Raw genomic sequence first — 20,429 nt, forward strand, 5'->3', positions numbered from 1 at the left:
AACCCGAGAGCGCCTCGTCTTCGTAAATACGCGTTATCGTTAACGTCCATCGCGAGCAATCGAGCGTCGACCGGCTGCTCCTACACTGGGAGGAAAGTCATTGCCCTACCCGCATTTGAGAGCCCTTCCGTTCTTACTCCGCTATAGGTTTCGCAAATGCCATTGACTGTTAAAGGCCCTCGGAAACGGACCACCCGGTATGCAGTAACCGTATTGAGCGCAGCGCTGCCCATGGTGCTCGGGATTGCCATCCTGTACCTGCAAGCCGAACGCACACTGGAACAGGCCACCGCGCAAACCGCCGAAGAGGCTGTGCGTCAATTCGACCTGATGCTCGACAATGCTGCCCAGGCAACGCAAGAGATTCTTCCGCTCGCGGGCCGGCCCTGCGATAACGACGAGCGACTTGCGTTGCGTGAACAAGTCACCCGTGGCCCTTTCGTTCGTTCTACCAACCTGATCTGGAATAACAGCAACTATTGCAGCTCACTGTTTGGCGACTATGTAGTAGAGCAAGCGCTGAACCCGAATGACTATGTCGACGGCAAGCTGTGGCTGGCGAGCGGCAATCCCGTCACGCCAAATACCGCCCTGCTTGTCTATCGACAGAGCGAGGGCAGTCAGGGAGCTCTTGCAACTATCGATGGCTACCATCTGACTAACGCACTGCGCTTGATAAGCCGGTATACAGACCTGGTGCTGCAGGTAGGCTCCAACTGGTTATCTGCCGATGGTCAGGTCCGTAACTCGAGCCTGCCGGTTTTCCCCGTGGCCCCCAATCATCTAACGTCATCGCGCTACGCCTATAGCGTCGAAGCAGGTATGCCCGAGGGAGAAGTCTGGCGCTATATGAAGGCCAGGTACCCGGCTCTTTTCAGCCTGCTAATCTTCTTCGGAGTCATTTCCGGAACCATCGGCCATTGGCTGCAAAAACGCTCATCCTCGCCTAGCCGTGAGTTGCAACGTGCATTGGAGGCGGCTGAGTTTATTCCCTATTTCCAACCGGTGGTGCGCGGCGATAACAAGCAATGGGCAGGCATGGAAGTGTTGATGCGCTGGAAACACCCAAAAGAAGGCCTGGTGCGCCCAGACCTGTTTATCCCGTTTGCCGAACACTGCGGATTGATCGTCCCAATGACCCGCTCATTGATGCGGAAAACCGCTGCAGTGCTTGCTCCGCATGCCCAGTCGTTCACTGATGGATTTCATATCGGCATCAATATCACCGCCAGCCACTGCCGTGACCTTGAGCTCGTTGAAGATTGCCAGGAGTTTCTTGGCGCGTTCCCGCTCGGCAAAGTCACGCTGGTTCTGGAACTGACCGAGCGCGAGCTGATCGAGCCAACAGACATCACCCTGGAGCTCTTCAAACAACTCCATGAGCTGGGTGTAATGATCGCCATCGACGATTTCGGTACGGGCCACTCGAGCTTGGGCTATTTGCGTCAGTTCAATGTGGACTTCCTGAAAATAGACCAGAGCTTTGTGGCGATGATCGGTGTCGACGCGCTGTCCCGTCATATACTCGACAGCATCATTGAACTGTCAGGCAAGCTTGATCTGGGCATCGTTGCAGAAGGTGTCGAAACACCTGAACAGCGTGACTATCTCGCCGCACAAGGTGTGGACTTTCTGCAAGGCTATCTATTCGCTCGGCCCATGCCTGGAGATGAATTCCTCCTTGCATTAAATCACCATTAAATAGCGAGGATTACCGGAAAAAATCGCCATATTGTCAATTGAATCATGTGCCAAAATTGCATCAGGCGACTCTTATCCATCACATGCAGAGAAAGACATGATTTACTCTTGGCGCATTAACTACTACAATTTTTCTAGCCTGTGCAAGATTGCAGGTGAGCCATTATCACCGAGTCGTCCTAAGGCTCTTGGCTTATAGCTTTGTTTGCGGTTGGTATCAGCCAAATACACTATTGGAGTAAAGATATTGTCCAGACTCGCTGAATTTCGTGCCGCTGAAAAGGCCCTTCAAGAACAGCTTGCGCAGCTGGAATCGCTGAAGAATGACGCCGGGCTCAAGAAAGAAATCGAATTCGAAGGAAAGCTCCAAGGCCTGATGAAAACCTACGGCAAGAGCCTGCGCGACATCATCGCCATCCTCAATCCGACCCCGGGCAAATCCAGCCAGTTGGCGGCTCCTCCGAAAACGCGCCGGGCCCGTGTGGTCAAGGTCTACCACAACCCGCATACCGGTGAACAGATTGAAACCAAGGGCGGTAATCACCGCGGTTTGAAAGCCTGGAAGGAACAGTACGGTGCCGCCACCGTTGAGTCCTGGCTGCGAGCTTAAGCGATTGTGCCCTATAAAAGGCCTTGCATATGCAGGGCCTTTTTTCGTTTAAGGCAGCAATTAATGTAACGATGATCGTCGATCCAGTTAGAAATACCCGGAAACTAGCAGAGGGTCCGCGCCAGCCACTAAGAAAGCGTACAGGTGAATGCGCACCCAGTTGCCAGGTCATCTGGCCAGCCCGAACCCGCACTATAACTTTGTACTTAATCCCTTCGACTAGCTAACAGCAAATCCCGGCGAAAAGTCCGTCACTATTGAGCAAACAACTACAATTTCAGGCTGTTTCGCGCAATGAGTATCTCGTCCTGGCTCGCCGCATAAGCCTCTGCTTGCCCTGCATAGGAAAGGACATAAGCTTTATCGGCATCGACCGCAGCGACTAATGTTTGAGACAGCACGTGCCGCCCGCTTTGCGTGATGGTACAAGTGGTTTCAAGCGCCGACAGCCGACCCAATGTGGCTGAGTGAATCTTGTTGCAAACACTTTGATATCCCCCCGAAACGAAATCCTTCTGCACTGACTTGCGCATCTCCAGCAACACGCCTTGCAGATTGACCTCATGCCCGGTTTCAACCTGGGTCATGGTCAACTCCATGACCATGACCGGCGTTCCGTTTTGATCATTTTTAACCGCTCGTTGCCTGGACACTTTGGACGACTCGCCCGTTGTGTCATCTTGCGACAACGCCTCCACTTCCCAGCCATTGGGCCACGTGATAACTGGATCGGCCGCCTGAGCGCTGGCACTGCCGATCAGCAGGCAAATCAACATGAATACGGATTTATACAGTTGGATCATTGCAATGAGCACTCGCAGGTCGAACGATAAAGTCTGAGGCCCGCAACGTCACCAGGCAATAGGCCGATGGTTTTGGTTTGGCACTGCCAGCAACGCTTGCGTATCATTGGCTCACTGCAAGGAAGCCCAGTCAACCGCAAGCAAAGGGATTGCTCGTGATCTGGAGCGCCGTTTGCCCCACTTATTTTTTGGAGGGCCCATGAGCCTGCACGAACTGAACACGTTCCCGGGCGTGACCGCCCAGCCTGACACCGCCACTCAAAAATTCGTCTTCAACCACACCATGTTGCGCGTAAAGGACATCACCAAATCGCTGGATTTTTACACCCGCATCCTGGGTTTCTCCCTGGTGGAAAAACGCGACTTCCCGGAAGCCGAATTCAGCCTGTACTTCCTGGCATTGGTGGATAAAGCACAGATCCCGGCCGACGCTGCCGCGCGCACCGAGTGGATGAAATCGATTCCCGGTATTCTCGAGCTGACCCACAACCACGGCACCGAGAACGACGCGGATTTCGCCTACCACAACGGCAATACCGACCCACGAGGCTTTGGCCACATCTGCATCTCGGTGCCGGATATCCGCGCCGCGTGCGAACGCTTTGAAGCGCTGGGCGTGGACTTCCAGAAACGCCTGAACGACGGCCGTATGAAGAGCCTGGCCTTCATCAAGGACCCGGACGCCTACTGGGTTGAAATTATTCAACCGACGCCACTGTAATCACAGATCGAGTGTAGGAGCAGCCGGTCGACGCTCGATTGCTCGCGATGGACTCAAGGGCGGCGCGCTTATTCAGAAAACACGCGTTATCGTTAACGTCCATCGTCGGAACGCCGCCCGGACCAATCGAGCGTCGACCGGCTGCTCCTACAGGGGGGTTGCTTTTTTGCATCGCGGGGTTATGCCGGAGCAGATGTGCGAATCAAGTGATCGAACGCGCTGAGCGATGCCTTGGCCCCCTCGCCCACCGCAATGACGATCTGCTTGTACGGCACCGTGGTCACATCACCGGCAGCGAACACACCCGGCATTGAAGTCTCCCCACGCGCATCGACAATGATCTCACCGCGAGGCGACAGCTCGAGGGTGCCTTTGAGCCAATCAGTGTTGGGCAGTAAACCAATCTGCACAAAGATCCCTTCCAGCTCGACATTCAACACTTCGCCAGACTGCCGATCCTTGTAGCGCAAGCCGTTGACCTTCTGCCCATCACCGGTCACTTCGGTGGTTTGTGCATGGGTGATCACGGTCACGTTCGGCAGGCTGTGCAACTTGCGCTGCAACACCGCATCGGCGCGTAACTGCACATCGAACTCCAGCAGCGTGACGTGAGCCACGATACCCGCCAGATCGATGGCCGCCTCGACTCCCGAGTTGCCGCCGCCGATCACTGCCACACGTTTGCCCTTGAACAACGGACCGTCACAATGCGGGCAGTACGCGACGCCACGGTTGCGGTATTGCTGCTCGCCCGGGACGTTCATTTCACGCCAGCGTGCGCCGGTCGCGAGGATGACTGTCCTGGCTTTGAGCGAAGCACCGCTGGCGAACCTGACCTCATGCAATGCCCCGTTTTTGCCGGGAATCAGCGCGTCGGCGCGCTGCAGATTCATGATGTCGACGTCGTATTGTTTGACGTGTTCTTCCAGGGCTACGGCCAGTTTCGGCCCTTCAGTTTCCTGGACCGAGATGAAGTTCTCGATGGCCATGGTGTCCAGCACCTGCCCACCAAAACGCTCGGCAGCAACACCGGTGCGAATGCCTTTACGGGCAGCGTAAATCGCAGCCGAAGCACCGGCCGGACCACCGCCTACCACCAACACATCAAAGGCCTCTTTGGCGCTGATCTTTTCAGCCTGGCGTTCGATGCCGCTGGTGTCGATCTTGCCGAGAATTTCTTCCAGGCCCATACGGCCCTGGCCGAAGTTGACCCCGTTCAAGTAAACGCTTGGCACCGCCATGATCTGACGATTATTGACTTCGTCCTGGAACAGCGCGCCGTCAATGGCGACGTGGCGGATGTTCGGGTTAAGCACGGCCATCAGGTTCAGCGCCTGGACCACGTCCGGGCAGTTCTGGCAAGACAGCGAGAAGTAAGTCTCGAAGTTGAACTCGCCTTTGAGCGAGCGGATCTGCTCGATCACTTCGACGCTGGCCTTCGAAGGGTGGCCGCCGACTTGCAGCAATGCCAACACCAACGAAGTGAATTCATGGCCCATCGGGATGCCGGCGAAGCGCAGGCTGATTTCGGCACCAGGGCGGTTCAACGAGAACGATGGCTTGCGCGCATCAGTACCGTTGTCAAGCAACGTAATATGGTTCGAAAGACTGGCAACGTCTTTGAGTAGCGTGAGCATTTCCTGGGATTTCGCACCGTCGTCAAGGGAGGCGACGATCTCGATCGGCTGGGTGACCCGTTCCAGGTATGACTTCAACTGAGCTTTTAGATTGGCGTCCAACATACGGGCGATTTCCATTCTTTTGGTAGAGAGGTGATTCGTAGAAAAAACAACGCCCGGGCAGACTCGCCCAGGCGTTTTTTGGGGCGATGCGGTTTACGTGCTTAAGAGCTCATCACCCTCAATCGACTCACGGACTTAGATCTTGCCGACCAGGTCCAGAGACGGAGCCAGAGTGGCCTCGCCTTCTTTCCACTTGGCTGGGCAGACTTCACCTGGGTGAGCAGCGACGTATTGAGCAGCCTTGATTTTGCGCAGCAGCTCGGAGGCGTCACGGCCTACACCGCCGTCGTTCAGCTCGACGATTTTGATCTGGCCTTCAGGGTTGATCACGAAGGTACCGCGGTCAGCCAGACCGACTTCTTCGATCAGCACGTCGAAGTTGCGGGAGATCACGTGGGTCGGGTCACCAATCATGGTGTACTGAATTTTTTCAATCGCAGGCGAAGTGTTGTGCCATGCGGCGTGGGCAAAGTGGGTGTCGGTCGACACGCTGTAGATTTCTACGCCCAGCTTCTGGAACTCGGCGTAGTTATCAGCCAGGTCTTCCAGCTCGGTCGGGCATACGAAGGTGAAGTCGGCCGGGTAGAAGAACACGACTGACCATTTGCCTTTCAGATCGGCATCCGACACTTCGACGAATGCGCCGTTTTTGAATGCGGTTGCTTTGAACGGTTTAACGTGGCTGTTGATGATAGGCATCGGTGACTCTCCGTCAGGGTTGAAAAGTTGATGTGGTGAATCCTACCCACTCAACTCCCTGATGGCTCATTGGCAAAGCTGATGCTGCTGATTGGTTTTGGCTATTAGCAGATAGTATTAATAGAAGAAAACGTTAGCTAGTCGCCGATACGCTTTTCAGCGACTTGGGTCATCCCGAGAAACGGGCTGGCTTCTACATAGCGCATCGCTGATTTCATATCCTTCCAGCCGACATAACTCATCAGCGACTTCAAATCCCAACCGCTGCGGTGAGCCCAGGTGGCGAAGCCCCGGCGCAATGAGTGACTGGTGTACTGCTCGGCAGGAATCCCCGCGCGCTGCAACGCGTGACGCAACAGCGCAATCACGCTGTTGGCGTGCAAGCCCTCTTCGCTCAAGTTGCCCCAGCGATCGATGCCGCGAAACACCGGACCACGCACCAACGCGGCGGTACTGATCCATTCGATATAAGCCTGCACCGGGCACAAGCGTTGAAGCGCTGGGGTTTGATAGGTCTTGCCCAGATTGTCGCGGTCACTTTTGCTGCGCGGCAAATACAGAGTGATGCCCGAACCGGCAACTGCCTGCACGTGTTCTATTTGCACGCGGCACAACTCGTCGCTGCGAAACCCACGCCAGAAGCCCAACAAGATCAGCGCGGCGTCGCGCCTGGCCCGCAGCAGCGTTGGCTGATCGCCGTCAGCCATGGCTTGAAGCGCTTCCTGATCCAGCCAGGTGATGACGTGTTCAAGGTGCGCAAGCTGCAACGGCTCGGCCTGCTTTTCCTGGACCGGGTGCAAGGCGCGGATGCCCTTGAAGACCTTGCGCACCACTGGCGCCTTGGTGGGGTCGGCAAACCCCTGGCTGTTATGCCACTGCGCTAACGCCGACAACCGCAGCTTCAACGTGTTGATCGACAACACGCCAGCATGGGCGACGAGGTAACGCGCCACGCTATCGCTGGTCGCCGGTAGAAACCCGCCCCAACTGACTTCGAAGTGCTCGATGGCCGCCCGGTAGCTGCGTCGGGTGTTCTCGCGGGTTGCCGCGTGCAGATAGCGATCCAGATCGCTCATGGGAATGACCTTGCGGTGACCCTGGGTAGGAGCGAGCTTGCTCGCGATGATCGTTAACGATAACGCGGGAAGCCAGATGCACCTCAGCGCTCTCAGTTTTTTTCGCGAGCAAGCTCGCTCCTACGGGGGTGTTGTGTACGAAGATAGAGCGATAAACACTTCGGAACAGCTATAACACGGGATAATACCAGTATATCCCATGCCAAAAATACAAATCTCTAACTCTAATACTTGCATGATATAGTACGTAAATACGTGGTACATACTACAGTACGAAATCGTAGGAGAACACATGGCTCGTGGCGGCGTAAATAAAGCGGTGGTGCAAACAGCACGCTTGGCGATCCTCGCCCGCGGCGAACATCCAAGCATCGATGCAGTACGTATCGAGATGGGTAATACCGGGTCGAAGACCACCATCCATCGCTACCTGAAGGAGCTGGACGACGGCGACGAACGCCTGAGCGCCCCGCAGGAGCAGATTGATGACGAGCTGACAGGATTGGTTGTGCGCTTGGCGCAGCGCCTTAAGGAGCAGGCTCAGGAACCGATCGATCGCGCTGAGGCACGATTCGAATCGCAAAGAAAGGTGTTGGAAACGCAGCTGGCCGAAGCCATCAACGCTCAGACTCAGCTCAAGCAACACCTAGAGATCCAGAACGTAGCGCTCACCAATGAGACCGATACATTGCAGAGCACCCGCTCGATGCTACAGACCGAGCAAACCCGCAACGCCGGACTGAACCAGGCACTGAGCGACTTCGAGTTACGCTTGAAAGACAAGGATGAGCAGATTCGCTCGCTGGAAGAAAAGCACCTGCACGCTCGCGATGCTTTGGAACATTACCGCAACGCCATCAAAGAACAGCGCGAGCAAGAACAACGCCGCCATGAAGGTCAGCTGCAGCAGGTTCAAATGGAGTTGCGCCAGGCACAGCAGAGCGCGCTGGTGCGTCAGGATGAGATCACCCAGCTGCACCGCGACAATGAACGCCTATTGACCGAAAACCGTGGCACGCTCAGAGAGTTGAGCCTGATCCAGGAGCAGCTCAAGCAAATCAATAGCCGTCATCAGCAGCTGCTGGAGCATTCAAGCCGCGTCGACAGTGATCGCACCCTCCTCCAGGAACGCTTGCGCGTCGCCTTGCTGGAAAGCCAATCACTCAAGCACACCGTCGACGAGCAGGCCAAAACCCACAAGGAGCTGGAGCTTTCGCTGGCAAAAGCCGAAGCAGGCCTAGCCCTGCACCTGGCGTCCGTGACAATCACAGAGCCAGATGCGGAACGTACCTGCGAGCCCGCTAAAGACGATTAACTGGCCACGGGTGTACGCATGGTGACGAACTCTTCCGCGGCCGTAGGATGCACGCCGATGGTTTCGTCAAAATCGCGCTTGGTCGCGCCAGCCTTCAAGGCAATCGCCAACCCCTGAACGATCTCACCCGCTTCTGGCCCGACCATGTGACACCCCAGAACCTTGTCGGTCTTGGCGTCTACCACCAGCTTCATCAGCGTGCGCTCCTGACACTCGGTCATTGTCAGCTTCATTGGCCGGAAACGGCTTTCGAAAATTTCCACGGTGTAGCCGTCTTCTCTGGCCTGCTCTTCCGTCAGGCCAACAGTGCCGATATTCGGCAAGCTGAAGACCGCCGTCGGGATCATGTTGTAATCCACAGGACGGTATTGCTCAGGCTTGAACAGGCGTCGTGCCACAGCCATGCCTTCAGCCAAGGCGACCGGCGTCAGCTGAACGCGGCCGATCACATCACCGATGGCCAGAATTGAGGGTTCGCTGGTTTGATACTGCTCATCGACTTCGACGAAACCGCGCTTATCCAGTTTCACCGCGGTGTTTTCCAGGCCCAGGTTGTCCAGCATCGGACGGCGACCCGTGGCGTAGAACACGCAATCCGCCTCCAGCTCGCGACCATCCTTGAGCGTCACTTTCAAACTGCCATCGGCTTGTTTGTCGATGCGCTCGATATCCGCATTGAACTGCAGATTCATTCCGCGCTTGGTCAATTCTTCCTGCAAATGCGTGCGCACCGCACCGTCGAAGCCGCGCAGGAACAGATTGCCGCGATACAACAGTGTGGTTTCTGCACCCAGACCATGAAAGATCCCGGCGAACTCAACCGCAATGTAACCGCCGCCCACCACCAGAATGCGCTTGGGCAGTTCTTTCAGGAAGAACGCCTGGTTGGAACTGATGGCATGCTCGTGACCCGGGATATCCGGGATCTGCGGCCAGCCACCCGTGGCAACCAGAATGTGTTCGGCAGTAAAGCGTTCGCCGTTGATTTCCACTTGATGCGGATCGATCAGCCTGGCGTGACCTTCATGCAGGGTGACGCCGCTGTTGACCAGCAGATTTCGATAGATACCGTTCAACCGGTTGATTTCGCGGTCCTTGTTGGCAATCAGCGTCGACCAATCAAATGTGGCCTCGCCCAACGACCAGCCAAAACCCTGAGCCTGTTCAAAGTCTTCAGCAAAGTGAGCGCCATACACCAGCAGCTTTTTCGGTACGCAACCCACATTGACGCAAGTACCACCCAAATAGCGGCTCTCGGCCACAGCCACTTTGGCACCGAAGCCGGCAGCAAAGCGCGCTGCACGAACACCGCCGGAACCGGCACCAATTACATAAAGGTCAAAATCGTAGGCCATTTCAATCTCCTAAGCAGACCACCAGCATAACCGCTGCGGCTTTTTTGGGCAGCGCTGAAGGTTTAGATGGGGCCGGAAAATGAAAAAGCCACCCAAAGGTGGCTTTTCAGAACAAGACGGTGAAGCGCTATCAGTAAGCCTTGCCTGTCTTGTAGAAGTGTTCGAAGCAGAAGTTGGTCGCTTCGATGTAGCCTTCAGCGCCACCGCAGTCGAAACGCGTGCCTTTGAACTTATAGGCAATCACACAACCGTCCTGCGCCTGCTTCATCAGGGCGTCGGTGATCTGGATCTCGCCACCTTTGCCCGGCTCGGTTTCTTCGATCAGCTTGAAGATGTCCGGGGTCAGGATGTAACGACCGATGATCGCCAGGTTGGACGGTGCATCTTCAGGTTTTGGCTTCTCGACCATGTTACGGACGCGATACAGGTCATCACCGATCAAATCGCCGGCGATCACGCCGTATTTGTGGGTTTCCTGCGGGTCGACTTCCTGGATCGCCACGATCGTGCAACGGTACTGTTTGTACAGTTTGACCATCTGGGTCAGCACACCGTCGCCTTCCAGGTTGACGCACAAGTCGTCCGCCAGCACTACGGCAAAGGGTTCGTCACCGATCAATGGACGGCCGGTCAGAATAGCGTGACCCAGGCCTTTCATTTCGGTTTGACGAGTGTAGGAGAACGAGCACTCGTCGAGCAGCTTGCGGATGCCGACCAGGTATTTCTCTTTGTCAGTACCTTTGATCTGGTTTTCCAGCTCGTAGCTGATGTCGAAGTGGTCTTCCAGGGCACGCTTGCCACGACCAGTAACAATGGAGATTTCTGTCAAGCCAGCGTCCAGCGCTTCTTCTACGCCGTACTGGATCAGTGGCTTGTTCACCACCGGCAGCATTTCTTTTGGCATGGCCTTGGTCGCTGGCAGGAAGCGAGTACCGTAACCGGCTGCTGGGAACAAGCATTTCTTGATCATATGAGTCCTTAAAAGGGCTGTACGTACGAATTTCGGCGCAGTCTAATCAGGCAGCGAGCACCTTACAATGCCCTACAGGGGCTAACCGATGCCATCATACGAGAAATATTAGGCGCGATAGTTCCGCAGCATCTTACATATCGAGCCTGCCGTAAATCACCTTCTTGCCGCCAGGCCCCGCTTTTAAGGGGGATACAACTGCGCTTTCAAACCCCATTTGGCGTTATCATTACGCGCTAGACCCAGCCAGCGAGACAGATAGATGTCGTCAGTAAAAAGCGTAAACGGTTACCTGATCAATCAGGCAAAAGATGGCCAATGGTGGGTAGATTGTGTCGGCGGCGAAAACGTTGCCGGGCCTTTCCCGTCAGAAGCGCTAGCGATTGAAGTGGCAGAGGTACTGCAGGACCAACCGGCGCCTCCTGCCCGGCGGCGCAACGCCAAGCCTTGACGCAAGACCCCGCGTCGACTCAGACCCTGCCTTTGTGCAGGGCTTGCCGGTACCTGTACCTGTCTGTACCCGAATGGCCTTTCGCTATAATCTCTCCTCACGCCCAGTCGTACCCCTTTATCTCAACACTTTGACGACGATAATCGACATGAAAAAAGTTCTGGTAATCAGCGCGATACTGGCAGCGCTCAGTGGCTGTGCCACCGCCGAAAAGACTTATCTGAACAACGGCCAACAAGGGCTGTCCATTGACTGCTCCGGAGAGGCCAACTCATGGGCCACCTGCTATGAAAAAGCAGACGCCTCATGCGCCGGTACCGGCTACAACATCATTGGCACCGACGGCACGCCCTCGGCCAAGGAAAGCGAAAAAACGCTGGGTGTCGACGTCGGCAACTTCAAGAGCCGCAGTGTGGTGGTGGTCTGCAAGTAAGCTTGCGAGCCCCTGACGTAATCACATATGAATTTCAGCGAACTTGATCCCGAGCCCACGCACAGTCTCGATCAGATCATCCAGTCGTCCAAATGACTCAACCTCATCGCTGTCATCCACCAGGAAAAAGCTGCGCCCTGCACTTTTCTTGAAAAACACAATCCACTCACCCGGATTGGCCGGATTTTGAATCACATGGGTCGCCGAAATATTACCCTCAGCATGCTTCTCCCTTACCTGTTCACGCTTCATCGCTGACTCCCCCAAATAACAATGCCGCCAAAACGCCAGTCTCGACGGCATCTGTATCGATTCACGACAGTTTATCGGATGCCTTGACCAATCAGCACGCCGTCGACCTGTTCTCCGTACACATTGACGCCATCGTTTGCATGAAACTTGACCCGGGTTTTCTCGATAGATCCCTCGATCAGGCGCGGATCCTGTGGCCGCTCATGTTTATTGATAAACGCCGCGACATCCCAGGCTTGCTGGTCGCTCAAGGTGCCCCCTTTACCCAAAGGCATGTTGTATTTGATGAAAGACGCCGCCGTATTGATTCGATGCATGCCGGCACCCCAGTTGTAGGAGTCCTTGCCCCAGAGCGGCGGCATCACGTAGTCCTGCCCTGCTTTCTGCCCCTGACCGTTGTCGCCATGGCACACGGAGCACTGCTCCTTATAGACCTGCTGTCCTTGAGCGAAATCATAACCTTTGGCAGGTTGCGCCACATCCGGGTAACCGCGCCCTGGTAACTGCTCACCGATCGGCGCTTTACTCGCCAACCAGTAGGAATAGACCGACAACGCGGTAATCTCACGGCTGTCAGCCGCCGGTGGCTTGCCACCATTCATGCTGAACTGGAAGCAGCCCTGCAAACGATCAGCAAAGGTATTTACCTTGTCGTTCTTTTTCCGGTAAGCCGGATACATCGGATAAGCCCCCCACAACGGTGCAGAGTTGGCCAGACGCCCCTGATCAAGGTGGCAATTGCTGCAATTGAGCCCGTTACCAACGTACTGCGGGGCTTTGCGCTTGGTATCCACAAACAACGCGTAACCTTCCATCACCAACTTGCCGTAGGCGTTATCCGGCAGTTCACTTTGTGCAGGTGGCTGGAAATATTCGATGTGGGTGTTGGCGACAGTAGGCGATTGCAGCTGCGATTGATCTTCCATGGCAATCGGCGCGGCATGAACATTCATACTCGGCAGAACCAAAGCCAGCGAAGTGAAGAGAAATGCTTTCATTGTGCGGCCTCCTGGCTGTTCACCGATGCGAAATAGTCCGCCACAGCCTTGATCTCATCCACGCTCAAAGACTTGGCAATGTGCCCCATCAAGTCATTCGGGTCGTTACGCCGTGAGCCATCACGCCAGGCGTTCAATTGCGCCACCAAATAGCCCGAAGACTGGCCGGCCAGAGGTGGAAAGGCATCACCGACACCCACGCCACCCGGCCCATGGCACATCACACACTCAGGAATCTGTCGACTCCAGGCACCGCGCAACGCGAGTTTTTCGCCCGGGCTCTTCGGCGACTCACTGCGGGTGATGACAGGTGTTTTGGGCGCAAGCATGGCTGCCAGCGAAGTAGTCACCGCCTGAATTTCTTCTTCGGTCAAGGCTTGGGCAAGTGGCTGCATGACCGGACTTACTCGAGAGCCACTCTTGAAGTCCTGCAATTGCTTGCTCAAGTAACCCGCCGAAATACCGGCCAACCGGGGAAACCCGGCAGCCGCCAAGCCCATTCCATCAGGGCCATGACAGGCCAGGCAAGCCGTCGCACCGGGCTGTGCACCTCCTTGAGTAAAGATCTTTTGGCCATCTACGGCGTTGGCGCTATTAAACGCCAACAACATCAGACTACTCAGCACGATGCGATGCAGAGGGATCATGTCGAACTCCATTTTTTAGTTATATGTTTAGACCCATAAAGCATATACCTATAAATAGTAGGTCATAGACTGTCAACCACAATGCCAACTGAAGCATGAACGACGCACAGTTTTAGACACTGACTCGACCTGCATGACCCTACGTTCCTGCAAGGCACAAAAAAGCCTGACCCTGCACAAACACACTGTGTTCGTACAGGCTCAGGCTTTCAAATGAACGTGACGCTCGCAATAAAAACGAACTGCAATCAGCCGGAAATACACTCCGTGGCCGCATTGCGCACATCCCAAGGTCGCAGCGGCACATTGGACATCCGCTCAAATAATTTGATGCTACTGCCACTGGAACGTTCTTCAATATCGAACACTGCGGCCGGCCCCGAAGAAAGCTTTTGCGGGACGATAACCCTCACACCGTCCTTGTGCGGCTCGATCTGCAAGGCACCACGGCTACTGGACAGTTTTTCGGTCACACACTTGGCGTAGTCCTGCGGACTTTTTCCCGAGATCACGACCATGGTTGGCGGCGTCTGCTTGATGTCCGCGACCGTCGCACAACCACTCATAGCCAAGGCCAAAACCCACACCAGCCACTTCATACAAAACCTCCGATAAAGACGGTCGGACAACGCAAATGCTGTTTTTCTCCAAGACGTAGGGGTTTATCTCTCATAAAATCCCAAATAACTGTTCTTAATTGTCAAAGCCGCCTGCGTCAGACCGATATTAAACCCTTTGGGCTGATAAACTGCGTCATTGATCAAGCTATCGTTTTGATTTTGTAGAAAAAGCCCTTCTGGAGGCGCCCATGAAATTTATCCACCAGCGCGAGCACCTCAATGAAGACGATATCGTCGTCATCGAATGCTCCCAGGTTTGCAACATCCGGCTGATGAACGACGCCAACTTTCGCAGCTTCAAAAATGGCGGTCGCCATACCTATCACGGCGGTGCGTTCGACCAGTTTCCGGCGAGGATCACTGCACCCAGCACCGGTTTCTGGAACATCACCATCGACACGGTCAGCAACAGAGCGATCAGCGTGACCCGCAAACCGACCTTGACCCATTCGATCAAGATCATCCGCCGGTCCAGCTCGAAACTGCGCTGAAACCCGCTCCCGCACAGCGACAAACAAACAGGAACGACCGTGACCCAAACGACCAAGTACGTCATCAAATACAAACTCAATGGCGAGCGTCGTTTCGAATTCGCTCAGCTTGAGTCCGGCACTGTGGAAGAGGCCAAAGCCGCACTGGCAGCCATTCATGGCCAGAGCGACGACATCATCAGCGATGTCAACGTCAGCAAAGCGCTTTAAGACGACGCAAGCACACCGGAGCAACATGGATGTCACGCTCCCCTTTGCCTTGATTGACCACTACCGCCCCGCCCTTCCGAAATTCGACCGCAAGCGCCGGAGTGTTAGCGGCGTGAACGCTCCCTAGACTGGCAGACCTCAACCTCTGGTTCAGGAGTCAGACCATGTCCCATGCACACACCCGCTCAACGAATCGCCTTCCAACTGTTCGCCGTGAGGCGCAGAGATGAGCGCGCACAATCTCTCCCCGCGTCTTGCCGCTCTGGACTGGACCGCGATCGAACACAGTCTTGACCAGAACGGTAGCGCCACTATCAGCGAACTCCTGGACGCTACCGACTGCGACAATCTGAGTGCCCTGTATGGGCATCAAGCTCTGTTTCGCTCTCATGTGGTGATGGCACGACACGGTTTCGGTCGAGGCGAATACAAATATTTCAGGTACCCATTGCCAAACATCGTTGCCCAATTACGCGGCGCGTTGTATCCAATGCTTGTTGCGTTGGCCAACCGCTGGAATGAGCAAATGAACCTGCCAACGCGCTATCCGGTGGAGCACGAGGATTTCCTCCAGCGCTGTCATGACGCCGGACAGCAGCGGCCGACACCTTTATTGCTGCAATATGGACCAGAGGACTACAACTGCTTGCATCAGGATCTGTACGGCGAACACGTATTCCCACTGCAGGTGGCGATTTTGCTGTCAGAGCCTGGAGAGGACTTTACCGGCGGCGAGTTCGTCATCACGGAACAACGCCCGCGTATGCAGTCGCGTGCGCAGGTTATTGGTCTGAAGAAAGGCGACGCAGTGATCTTTGCCGTCCATCAGCGGCCGGTACAGGGCGTTCGTGGTTTCTACAGAGTCACGTTACGTCACGGTGTGAGTCGCCTGCACACGGGTAAACGGCATACGCTTGGAGTCATATTTCACGATGCACAGTGATGACATGAACTCGACAACCGTCGATCTGTTTGCCGACGCAGACGTTCAACAACCCGCCAAAACCGAACAGATCGGCGAACAATCTTTCGTCCTTAGAGGCTTTGCCCTGCCATGGGAAGATCGGTTGTTACCTGCGCTCGAAAGGGTTCTGCTGGCAGCGCCGTTTCGGCAAATGGTCACCCCGGGGGGCTTTACCATGTCAGTCGGTTTGAGCAGTTGCGGCACACTCGGCTGGACGACTGATCGAACCGGCTACCGCTACACCCGCATCGATCCGCAAACCGGCCAGCCGTGGCCCGAGATGCCAGCCGTGTTCCTGGCGCTGGCTCAGGCCGCAGCGCTGGAGGCAGGTTTCAGCGACTTCATGCCGGACTCCTGCCTGATCAACCGCTACGTGCCTGGGGCCAAGATGTCCTTGCATCAGGACAAGAACGAACGCTCCTACAACGCACCCATCGTTTCGGTATCCCTCGGACTACCGGCGATGTTTCTGTTCGGCGGCCATGAACGTAGCGATAAAAGCCAACGGGTGCCGCTGTTTCATGGAGACATCGTGGTTTGGGGCGGTGTAGATCGCTTGCGCTATCACGGCATACTGCCACTGAAAGACGGCCAGCACTCGCGGCTCGGCGCCCAACGCATCAATTTCACCTTTCGCACCGCCGACTGATGAAACCTCCAGAGCGGAGTTTGACCGCAAGACCCGGAGTGTTCTCAGCCGTCTTGCTGGCTAATCTGACCTGAACCTTTCAACGAGTAGACCACCATGTCAACGGCCCCCGCAAAAACCACGACAGAGAATGACCCTCGCTGGTCAGCGGTACTGGCACGCGATCCGCGCGCTGACGGTCAGTTTGTCTACGCGGTGAAAACCACAGGAATCTATTGCCGGCCGAGCAGCCTGGCGCGCCTGCCCAAGCCTGAGAACGTCGAATTCTTTGACACTGCCGAAGAAGCGCAGGCCGCCGGTTATCGTCCGAGCAAACGCGCAGCGGCCGACCAGACTCATGTCGCGGCGCAGCACTCGGCGCTGGTCGCAACGGCCTGTCGCCAGATTGAATCCGCCGAGACCCTGCCCAGCCTGAAGGAGTTGGCGCAGATGGCGGGCCTGAGCTCTTTTCACTTTCACCGGGTCTTCAAAGCAGTCACCGGCCTGACGCCCAAGGGCTACGCCACGGGTCACCGCTCACGTAAAGTCCGCGAGCGACTCGAAGATGGCAACTCAGTGACGGACGCGCTGTATGACGCCGGTTTCAATTCCAACAGTCGCTTCTACGAGTCAGCCGATAACCTGCTCGGCATGAAACCCGGCGACTACCGCGCCGGCGGCCTGAACGCCGACATCCGCTTTGCCGTTGGCCAATGCTCCCTCGGTGCGATATTGGTTGCACAAAGTAACCGTGGGATTTGCGCGATTCTGTTGGGGGACGATCCCGATGCCCTCGTCCATGATTTGCAGGACAAATTCCCCCGCGCCAATCTGATTGGCGCCGACCATGACTTTGAGCAACTGATCGCCAAAGTCGTCGGTTTTATCGAGACGCCGGCCATTGGCCTGGATTTGCCTCTGGATTTGCGCGGCACGGCTTTTCAAGAGCGCGTGTGGATGGCACTGCGGGAGATTCCGGCGGGCAGCACCGCCAGCTATGCCGAAATCGCCCAGCGCATCGGCGCACCAAAATCGTTCCGCGCCGTCGCTCAAGCCTGCGGTGCTAATAGTCTGGCGGTGGCGATCCCCTGCCATCGGGTGGTCCGCAGCGACGGCAACCTCTCGGGCTATCGCTGGGGTGTGGAACGCAAACGCCAGTTGCTTGAGCGTGAGACCCAGTCTTAGAACATCTTATGGTCTGTGGCGAGGGGGCTTGCCCCAATGCCGTTCTGTTAAGCAAACGCAGCTTTTTGTAGGAGCCGAGCTTGCTCGCGATGGACATTAACGATAACGCGTGTTTTCTGAATAAACGCGCCGCCCTTGAGTCCATCGCGAGCAAGCTCGCTCCTACAATAGGGACCTATATTTCCTTAATTGAACGGCATTGGGGCTTCACCCGAGCCCTGAAACGCCTCGATTAACGATTCACATCCACCACAACCCGACCACGCAACTGACCGGCGAGTAACCGCGGCGCAGCCTCTATGGCTTCACTCAAGCCAATTTCATGGCTGATCAGCGGTAGCAAAGCGAAATCCAGATCTTTGGCCAGGCGATTCCAGGCAACGATCCGATTGGCCTTGAGTTGGGTCACGCTATTGATCCCGGCCAGGGTTATACCGCGCAAGATGAAGGGGGCGACGGACGCCGGAAAATCCATACCTTGCGCCAGACCACAGGCAGCCACAATGCCATTGGCACGGGTGCTGGCGCAGGCATTGGCCAGCGTGTGACTGCCGACGGAGTCAATCACCGCCGCCCAGCGTTCCTTGGCCAGCGGTTTGCCAGGCTCGGACAGGCTGGCCCGGTCGATGATTTCGCTGGCCCCCAGTTGATGCAAGTAGGCGTGCTCCGACGTGCGACCTGTGGACGCCACCACTCGATAACCGAGCTTGGCCAACAAGGCGATGGCAAAGCTGCCAACACCGCCGTTAGCGCCGGTGACCAGTACCTCGCCTTGATCCGGTTTCACCCCATTACGCTCCAGCGCCAGGATGCAGAGCATTGCTGTGTAACCCGCAGTGCCGATCGCCATGGCCTGAGCCGGAGTAAACGCCGCAGGCAAGGGAATCAGCCAATCACCGTCCAGCCGTGCCTTCTGCGCCAGACCACCCCAATGATCTTCGCCTACGCCCCAGCCATTGAGCAGGACGTTGTCCCCGGCCTTGTAGTCTGGATGGCTGCTGACTTCGACAGTCCCGGCCAGATCAATACCCGGGACCATGGGAAATTTGCGCACTACCGGGATGCTGCCGGTGATAGCCAAGCCATCCTTGAAGTTCAACGTGCTATACGCCACGCGAACTGTGACATTCCCCTCCGGCAACTGATCTTCGCTGATTTGAGTCAGGTTGGCCCGATAACCACTTTCATCTTTCTCGATCAAAATACCATTGAACATAGCGCCTCCTGGTAGAGCGACGGTCGGTGATGAACGTGTTGGCATTCATCGTCATGACAGGGACATTAGTCTTATCGTCTCTCAAGTCAATGCCGCCAAAAACACAATCGACAACCGAGCTGAAAGTCGACTGCACCCCTCACTCCTGATACAACCCCTGTTGCCGTCCTTGTTTTGTTTAACGTCGGAGAAGAACCAAAAATGAGTCAATGGCCTGATACCCGCATTCTTGACCTGCTCGGCATCGAATTGCCGATCATTCAGGCGCCCATGGCTGGCGCGACCACTTCAGCCATGGTCATCGCCGCCTGCAACGCCGGAGGTCTGGGCTCCTTGCCTGCCGCCATGTTGAGCATCGAGCAACTGCGCGAGGAGTTGAAGGTTATTCGCCAGCATAGCCAGCGACCATTGAACGTGAACTTCTTCTGCCATCAACCACCGGCCACCGACGCAGGTCGCGAACGCGACTGGAAAAACCTGCTGGAACCTTACTATCGCGAGCTGGGTGTTGACTTCGATGCCCCCACACCTGTGTCCAACCGTGCGCCATTCGATAACGCCACCTGCGAAGTGGTCGAAGAGTTTCGCCCGCAAGTGGTCAGTTTTCACTTCGGCCTGCCTGAAAAGTCGCTGCTGGACCGTGTCAAAGCGACTGGAGCAAAGATCCTTTCCTCAGCAACCACTGTCGATGAAGCCATCTGGCTGGAGCAGCACGGTTGCGATGCGATCATCGCCATGGGCTATGAAGCCGGTGGCCATCGCGGGATGTTTCTCAGCGATGACCTGTCCAGCCAGGTCGGAACAATGGCGCTGGTTCCGCAGATCGTCGACGCGGTGAAAATCCCGGTGATCGCCGCTGGAGGGATCGGCGATGCCCGTGGAATCGTCGCGGCCTTCGCGTTAGGTGCTTCAGCGGTTCAGTTGGGCACGGCGTATTTGTTCACACCAGAAGCGAAAGTGACGGCGTCTCACCACAAGGCTTTGCGCACCGCCAAAGAGAGCGAGACGGCACTGACCAATATCTTCACCGGCCGCCCTGCTCGGGGAATTCTCAACCGGGTCATGCGCGAACTCGGCCCGATCAGTGCAGCGGCGCCAGCCTTCCCTCTCGCTGGCGGCGCCTTGATGCCGCTGCGCGCCAAAGGCGAGGCTGACTTCAGCAACCTCTGGTCCGGACAGGCAGTGCGTCTGGGCGTTGAACTGTCGACAGCTGAGTTGACCACGCGGCTGGCCGCACAGGCTCTGGCTAAATTGACCGCGCATTAACAATGTACAAGGCCGCGATCCAGATCGCGGCCTTCTCTATTTGATTCCCGCCGCAAAACCCCTGCGTCAATGCCTC

The 20,429-nt window shown here is 56.2% G+C and carries 23 protein-coding genes; 12 read left to right on the forward strand and 11 right to left on the reverse strand.

Annotation, left to right across the window (positions count from 1 at the left end; translation table 11 throughout):
* Nucleotides 1-156 precede the first annotated feature (156 nt).
* Together ACZYSM_RS23230 and ACZYSM_RS23235 are read left to right on the forward strand one after the other, a co-directional pair.
* Nucleotides 157-1,701 carry an EAL domain-containing protein gene (locus ACZYSM_RS23230; RefSeq protein WP_489075002.1) on the forward strand — a complete coding sequence of 515 codons (1,545 nt, stop codon included), beginning with the start codon at nucleotides 157-159 and terminating at the stop codon, nucleotides 1,699-1,701.
* 247 nt (nucleotides 1,702-1,948) lie between these two features.
* Nucleotides 1,949-2,311, forward strand: coding sequence for a histone-like nucleoid-structuring protein, MvaT/MvaU family (locus ACZYSM_RS23235; protein WP_489075004.1), 363 nt, complete (start codon nucleotides 1,949-1,951; stop codon nucleotides 2,309-2,311).
* Nucleotides 2,312-2,580: 269 nt separating this feature from the next.
* Here the strand turns inward: ACZYSM_RS23235 and ACZYSM_RS23240 are convergent, their stop codons facing one another.
* Nucleotides 2,581-3,114, reverse strand: a complete 534-nt coding sequence (locus ACZYSM_RS23240; RefSeq protein ID WP_489075006.1) for a DUF4946 domain-containing protein — start codon at nucleotides 3,112-3,114, stop codon at nucleotides 2,581-2,583.
* A gap of 199 nt (nucleotides 3,115-3,313) precedes the next feature.
* Here ACZYSM_RS23240 and gloA point away from each other — a divergent pair, with 199 nt between their 5' ends.
* Nucleotides 3,314-3,835 (forward strand): lactoylglutathione lyase, encoded by a 522-nt coding sequence (gene gloA, locus ACZYSM_RS23245; protein WP_489075008.1) that lies wholly within the window; start codon nucleotides 3,314-3,316, stop codon nucleotides 3,833-3,835.
* 179 nt (nucleotides 3,836-4,014) lie between these two features.
* Here gloA and ahpF read toward each other — a convergent pair whose 3' ends face one another.
* From ahpF to ACZYSM_RS23260, 3 genes are all read right to left on the reverse strand, one after another.
* Complete coding sequence (gene ahpF / locus ACZYSM_RS23250; protein WP_489075010.1) at nucleotides 4,015-5,577, reverse strand: alkyl hydroperoxide reductase subunit F; 1,563 nt, start codon at nucleotides 5,575-5,577, stop codon at nucleotides 4,015-4,017.
* 135 nt (nucleotides 5,578-5,712) lie between these two features.
* Nucleotides 5,713-6,276: an alkyl hydroperoxide reductase subunit C gene (gene ahpC / locus ACZYSM_RS23255; protein WP_489075012.1), complete on the reverse strand. Its 564-nt coding sequence runs from the start codon at nucleotides 6,274-6,276 to the stop codon at nucleotides 5,713-5,715.
* 137 nt (nucleotides 6,277-6,413) lie between these two features.
* Entirely contained in the window at nucleotides 6,414-7,352 is a 939-nt protein-coding gene (locus ACZYSM_RS23260; RefSeq protein WP_489075014.1) for a site-specific integrase, read from the reverse strand.
* A gap of 292 nt (nucleotides 7,353-7,644) precedes the next feature.
* On the opposite strand from ACZYSM_RS23260, the gene ACZYSM_RS23265 reads away from it, so the two are divergent.
* A complete protein-coding gene (locus ACZYSM_RS23265) occupies nucleotides 7,645-8,667 on the forward strand; it encodes a DNA-binding protein (RefSeq protein ID WP_489075016.1) in 1,023 nt (340 codons plus the stop codon).
* On the opposite strand, the gene gorA is transcribed toward ACZYSM_RS23265, so the two are convergent.
* Both gorA and galU read right to left on the reverse strand, forming a co-directional pair.
* The gene (gene gorA / locus ACZYSM_RS23270; RefSeq protein WP_489075018.1) at nucleotides 8,664-10,022 is read right to left on the reverse strand and encodes a glutathione-disulfide reductase; all 1,359 of its coding nucleotides are present in this window, start codon (nucleotides 10,020-10,022) and stop codon (nucleotides 8,664-8,666) included. The genes ACZYSM_RS23265 and gorA overlap by 4 nt on opposite strands.
* Before the next feature lie 130 nt (nucleotides 10,023-10,152).
* A complete protein-coding gene (gene galU / locus ACZYSM_RS23275; RefSeq protein ID WP_095108460.1) occupies nucleotides 10,153-10,992 on the reverse strand; it encodes a UTP--glucose-1-phosphate uridylyltransferase GalU in 840 nt (279 codons plus the stop codon).
* A 262-nt stretch (nucleotides 10,993-11,254) separates the two neighbouring features.
* Between galU and ACZYSM_RS23280 the strand changes: the two genes are divergently transcribed.
* Both ACZYSM_RS23280 and ACZYSM_RS23285 read left to right on the forward strand, forming a co-directional pair.
* Nucleotides 11,255-11,443: a hypothetical protein gene (locus ACZYSM_RS23280; protein WP_489075021.1), complete on the forward strand. Its 189-nt coding sequence runs from the start codon at nucleotides 11,255-11,257 to the stop codon at nucleotides 11,441-11,443.
* A 148-nt stretch (nucleotides 11,444-11,591) separates the two neighbouring features.
* Complete coding sequence (locus ACZYSM_RS23285) at nucleotides 11,592-11,876, forward strand: hypothetical protein (RefSeq protein WP_489075023.1); 285 nt, start codon at nucleotides 11,592-11,594, stop codon at nucleotides 11,874-11,876.
* A gap of 21 nt (nucleotides 11,877-11,897) precedes the next feature.
* On the opposite strand, the gene ACZYSM_RS23290 is transcribed toward ACZYSM_RS23285, so the two are convergent.
* The 4 genes from ACZYSM_RS23290 to ACZYSM_RS23305 all read right to left on the reverse strand — a co-directional run bounded on the left by ACZYSM_RS23290 (nucleotide 11,898) and on the right by ACZYSM_RS23305 (nucleotide 14,372).
* Complete coding sequence (locus ACZYSM_RS23290; RefSeq protein ID WP_489075025.1) at nucleotides 11,898-12,128, reverse strand: hypothetical protein; 231 nt, start codon at nucleotides 12,126-12,128, stop codon at nucleotides 11,898-11,900.
* 71 nt (nucleotides 12,129-12,199) lie between these two features.
* Entirely contained in the window at nucleotides 12,200-13,126 is a 927-nt protein-coding gene (locus ACZYSM_RS23295) for a c-type cytochrome (protein WP_489075027.1), read from the reverse strand.
* A complete protein-coding gene (locus tag ACZYSM_RS23300; protein WP_489075029.1) occupies nucleotides 13,123-13,773 on the reverse strand; it encodes a c-type cytochrome in 651 nt (216 codons plus the stop codon). The genes ACZYSM_RS23295 and ACZYSM_RS23300 overlap by 4 nt, the downstream gene beginning before the upstream one ends.
* Before the next feature lie 248 nt (nucleotides 13,774-14,021).
* Entirely contained in the window at nucleotides 14,022-14,372 is a 351-nt protein-coding gene (locus ACZYSM_RS23305) for a hypothetical protein (RefSeq protein ID WP_489075031.1), read from the reverse strand.
* Between the two features lie 209 nt (nucleotides 14,373-14,581).
* Between ACZYSM_RS23305 and ACZYSM_RS23310 the strand changes: the two genes are divergently transcribed.
* The 5 genes from ACZYSM_RS23310 (at nucleotide 14,582) to ada (ending at nucleotide 17,871) form a co-directional block, all read left to right on the forward strand.
* Nucleotides 14,582-14,884, forward strand: a complete 303-nt coding sequence (locus ACZYSM_RS23310) for a DUF1883 domain-containing protein (protein ID WP_489075033.1) — start codon at nucleotides 14,582-14,584, stop codon at nucleotides 14,882-14,884.
* A 39-nt stretch (nucleotides 14,885-14,923) separates the two neighbouring features.
* Nucleotides 14,924-15,094, forward strand: a complete 171-nt coding sequence (locus ACZYSM_RS23315) for a hypothetical protein (protein ID WP_489075035.1) — start codon at nucleotides 14,924-14,926, stop codon at nucleotides 15,092-15,094.
* 226 nt (nucleotides 15,095-15,320) lie between these two features.
* On the forward strand, nucleotides 15,321-16,037 hold the full coding sequence (locus tag ACZYSM_RS23320; protein WP_489075037.1) for a 2OG-Fe(II) oxygenase: 717 nt from the start codon (nucleotides 15,321-15,323) through the stop codon (nucleotides 16,035-16,037).
* 4 nt (nucleotides 16,038-16,041) lie between these two features.
* Nucleotides 16,042-16,707: a DNA oxidative demethylase AlkB gene (alkB, locus tag ACZYSM_RS23325; protein ID WP_489075039.1), complete on the forward strand. Its 666-nt coding sequence runs from the start codon at nucleotides 16,042-16,044 to the stop codon at nucleotides 16,705-16,707.
* Between the two features lie 96 nt (nucleotides 16,708-16,803).
* On the forward strand, nucleotides 16,804-17,871 hold the full coding sequence (gene ada, locus ACZYSM_RS23330; protein ID WP_489075040.1) for a bifunctional DNA-binding transcriptional regulator/O6-methylguanine-DNA methyltransferase Ada: 1,068 nt from the start codon (nucleotides 16,804-16,806) through the stop codon (nucleotides 17,869-17,871).
* A 232-nt stretch (nucleotides 17,872-18,103) separates the two neighbouring features.
* Here ada and acuI read toward each other — a convergent pair whose 3' ends face one another.
* Nucleotides 18,104-19,087, reverse strand: coding sequence for an acrylyl-CoA reductase (NADPH) (acuI, locus tag ACZYSM_RS23335; protein WP_489075041.1), 984 nt, complete (start codon nucleotides 19,085-19,087; stop codon nucleotides 18,104-18,106).
* A 201-nt stretch (nucleotides 19,088-19,288) separates the two neighbouring features.
* Here acuI and ACZYSM_RS23340 point away from each other — a divergent pair, with 201 nt between their 5' ends.
* Nucleotides 19,289-20,353, forward strand: coding sequence for an NAD(P)H-dependent flavin oxidoreductase (locus ACZYSM_RS23340; RefSeq protein WP_489075042.1), 1,065 nt, complete (start codon nucleotides 19,289-19,291; stop codon nucleotides 20,351-20,353).
* Nucleotides 20,354-20,429: the final 76 nt, after the last annotated feature.

The organism is Pseudomonas sp. F220 (assembly GCF_057813935.1).

What these genes read in the sequence shown, in the direction of transcription:
- ACZYSM_RS23230 (WP_489075002.1), top strand. Translation starts at nt 157, where the DNA reads ATGCCATTGACTGTTAAAGGCCCTCGGAAACGGACCACCCGGTATGCA.
- ACZYSM_RS23240 (WP_489075006.1), bottom strand. Translation starts at nt 3,114, where the DNA reads ATGATCCAACTGTATAAATCCGTATTCATGTTGATTTGCCTGCTGATC.
- gloA (WP_489075008.1), top strand. Translation starts at nt 3,314, where the DNA reads ATGAGCCTGCACGAACTGAACACGTTCCCGGGCGTGACCGCCCAGCCT.
- ahpF (WP_489075010.1), bottom strand. Translation starts at nt 5,577, where the DNA reads ATGTTGGACGCCAATCTAAAAGCTCAGTTGAAGTCATACCTGGAACGG.
- ahpC (WP_489075012.1), bottom strand. Translation starts at nt 6,276, where the DNA reads ATGCCTATCATCAACAGCCACGTTAAACCGTTCAAAGCAACCGCATTC.
- ACZYSM_RS23260 (WP_489075014.1), bottom strand. Translation starts at nt 7,352, where the DNA reads ATGAGCGATCTGGATCGCTATCTGCACGCGGCAACCCGCGAGAACACC.
- ACZYSM_RS23265 (WP_489075016.1), top strand. Translation starts at nt 7,645, where the DNA reads ATGGCTCGTGGCGGCGTAAATAAAGCGGTGGTGCAAACAGCACGCTTG.
- gorA (WP_489075018.1), bottom strand. Translation starts at nt 10,022, where the DNA reads ATGGCCTACGATTTTGACCTTTATGTAATTGGTGCCGGTTCCGGCGGT.
- galU (WP_095108460.1), bottom strand. Translation starts at nt 10,992, where the DNA reads ATGATCAAGAAATGCTTGTTCCCAGCAGCCGGTTACGGTACTCGCTTC.
- ACZYSM_RS23280 (WP_489075021.1), top strand. Translation starts at nt 11,255, where the DNA reads ATGTCGTCAGTAAAAAGCGTAAACGGTTACCTGATCAATCAGGCAAAA.
- ACZYSM_RS23285 (WP_489075023.1), top strand. Translation starts at nt 11,592, where the DNA reads ATGAAAAAAGTTCTGGTAATCAGCGCGATACTGGCAGCGCTCAGTGGC.
- ACZYSM_RS23290 (WP_489075025.1), bottom strand. Translation starts at nt 12,128, where the DNA reads ATGAAGCGTGAACAGGTAAGGGAGAAGCATGCTGAGGGTAATATTTCG.
- ACZYSM_RS23295 (WP_489075027.1), bottom strand. Translation starts at nt 13,126, where the DNA reads ATGAAAGCATTTCTCTTCACTTCGCTGGCTTTGGTTCTGCCGAGTATG.
- ACZYSM_RS23300 (WP_489075029.1), bottom strand. Translation starts at nt 13,773, where the DNA reads ATGATCCCTCTGCATCGCATCGTGCTGAGTAGTCTGATGTTGTTGGCG.
- ACZYSM_RS23305 (WP_489075031.1), bottom strand. Translation starts at nt 14,372, where the DNA reads ATGAAGTGGCTGGTGTGGGTTTTGGCCTTGGCTATGAGTGGTTGTGCG.
- ACZYSM_RS23310 (WP_489075033.1), top strand. Translation starts at nt 14,582, where the DNA reads ATGAAATTTATCCACCAGCGCGAGCACCTCAATGAAGACGATATCGTC.
- ACZYSM_RS23320 (WP_489075037.1), top strand. Translation starts at nt 15,321, where the DNA reads ATGAGCGCGCACAATCTCTCCCCGCGTCTTGCCGCTCTGGACTGGACC.
- alkB (WP_489075039.1), top strand. Translation starts at nt 16,042, where the DNA reads ATGAACTCGACAACCGTCGATCTGTTTGCCGACGCAGACGTTCAACAA.
- ada (WP_489075040.1), top strand. Translation starts at nt 16,804, where the DNA reads ATGTCAACGGCCCCCGCAAAAACCACGACAGAGAATGACCCTCGCTGG.
- acuI (WP_489075041.1), bottom strand. Translation starts at nt 19,087, where the DNA reads ATGTTCAATGGTATTTTGATCGAGAAAGATGAAAGTGGTTATCGGGCC.
- ACZYSM_RS23340 (WP_489075042.1), top strand. Translation starts at nt 19,289, where the DNA reads ATGAGTCAATGGCCTGATACCCGCATTCTTGACCTGCTCGGCATCGAA.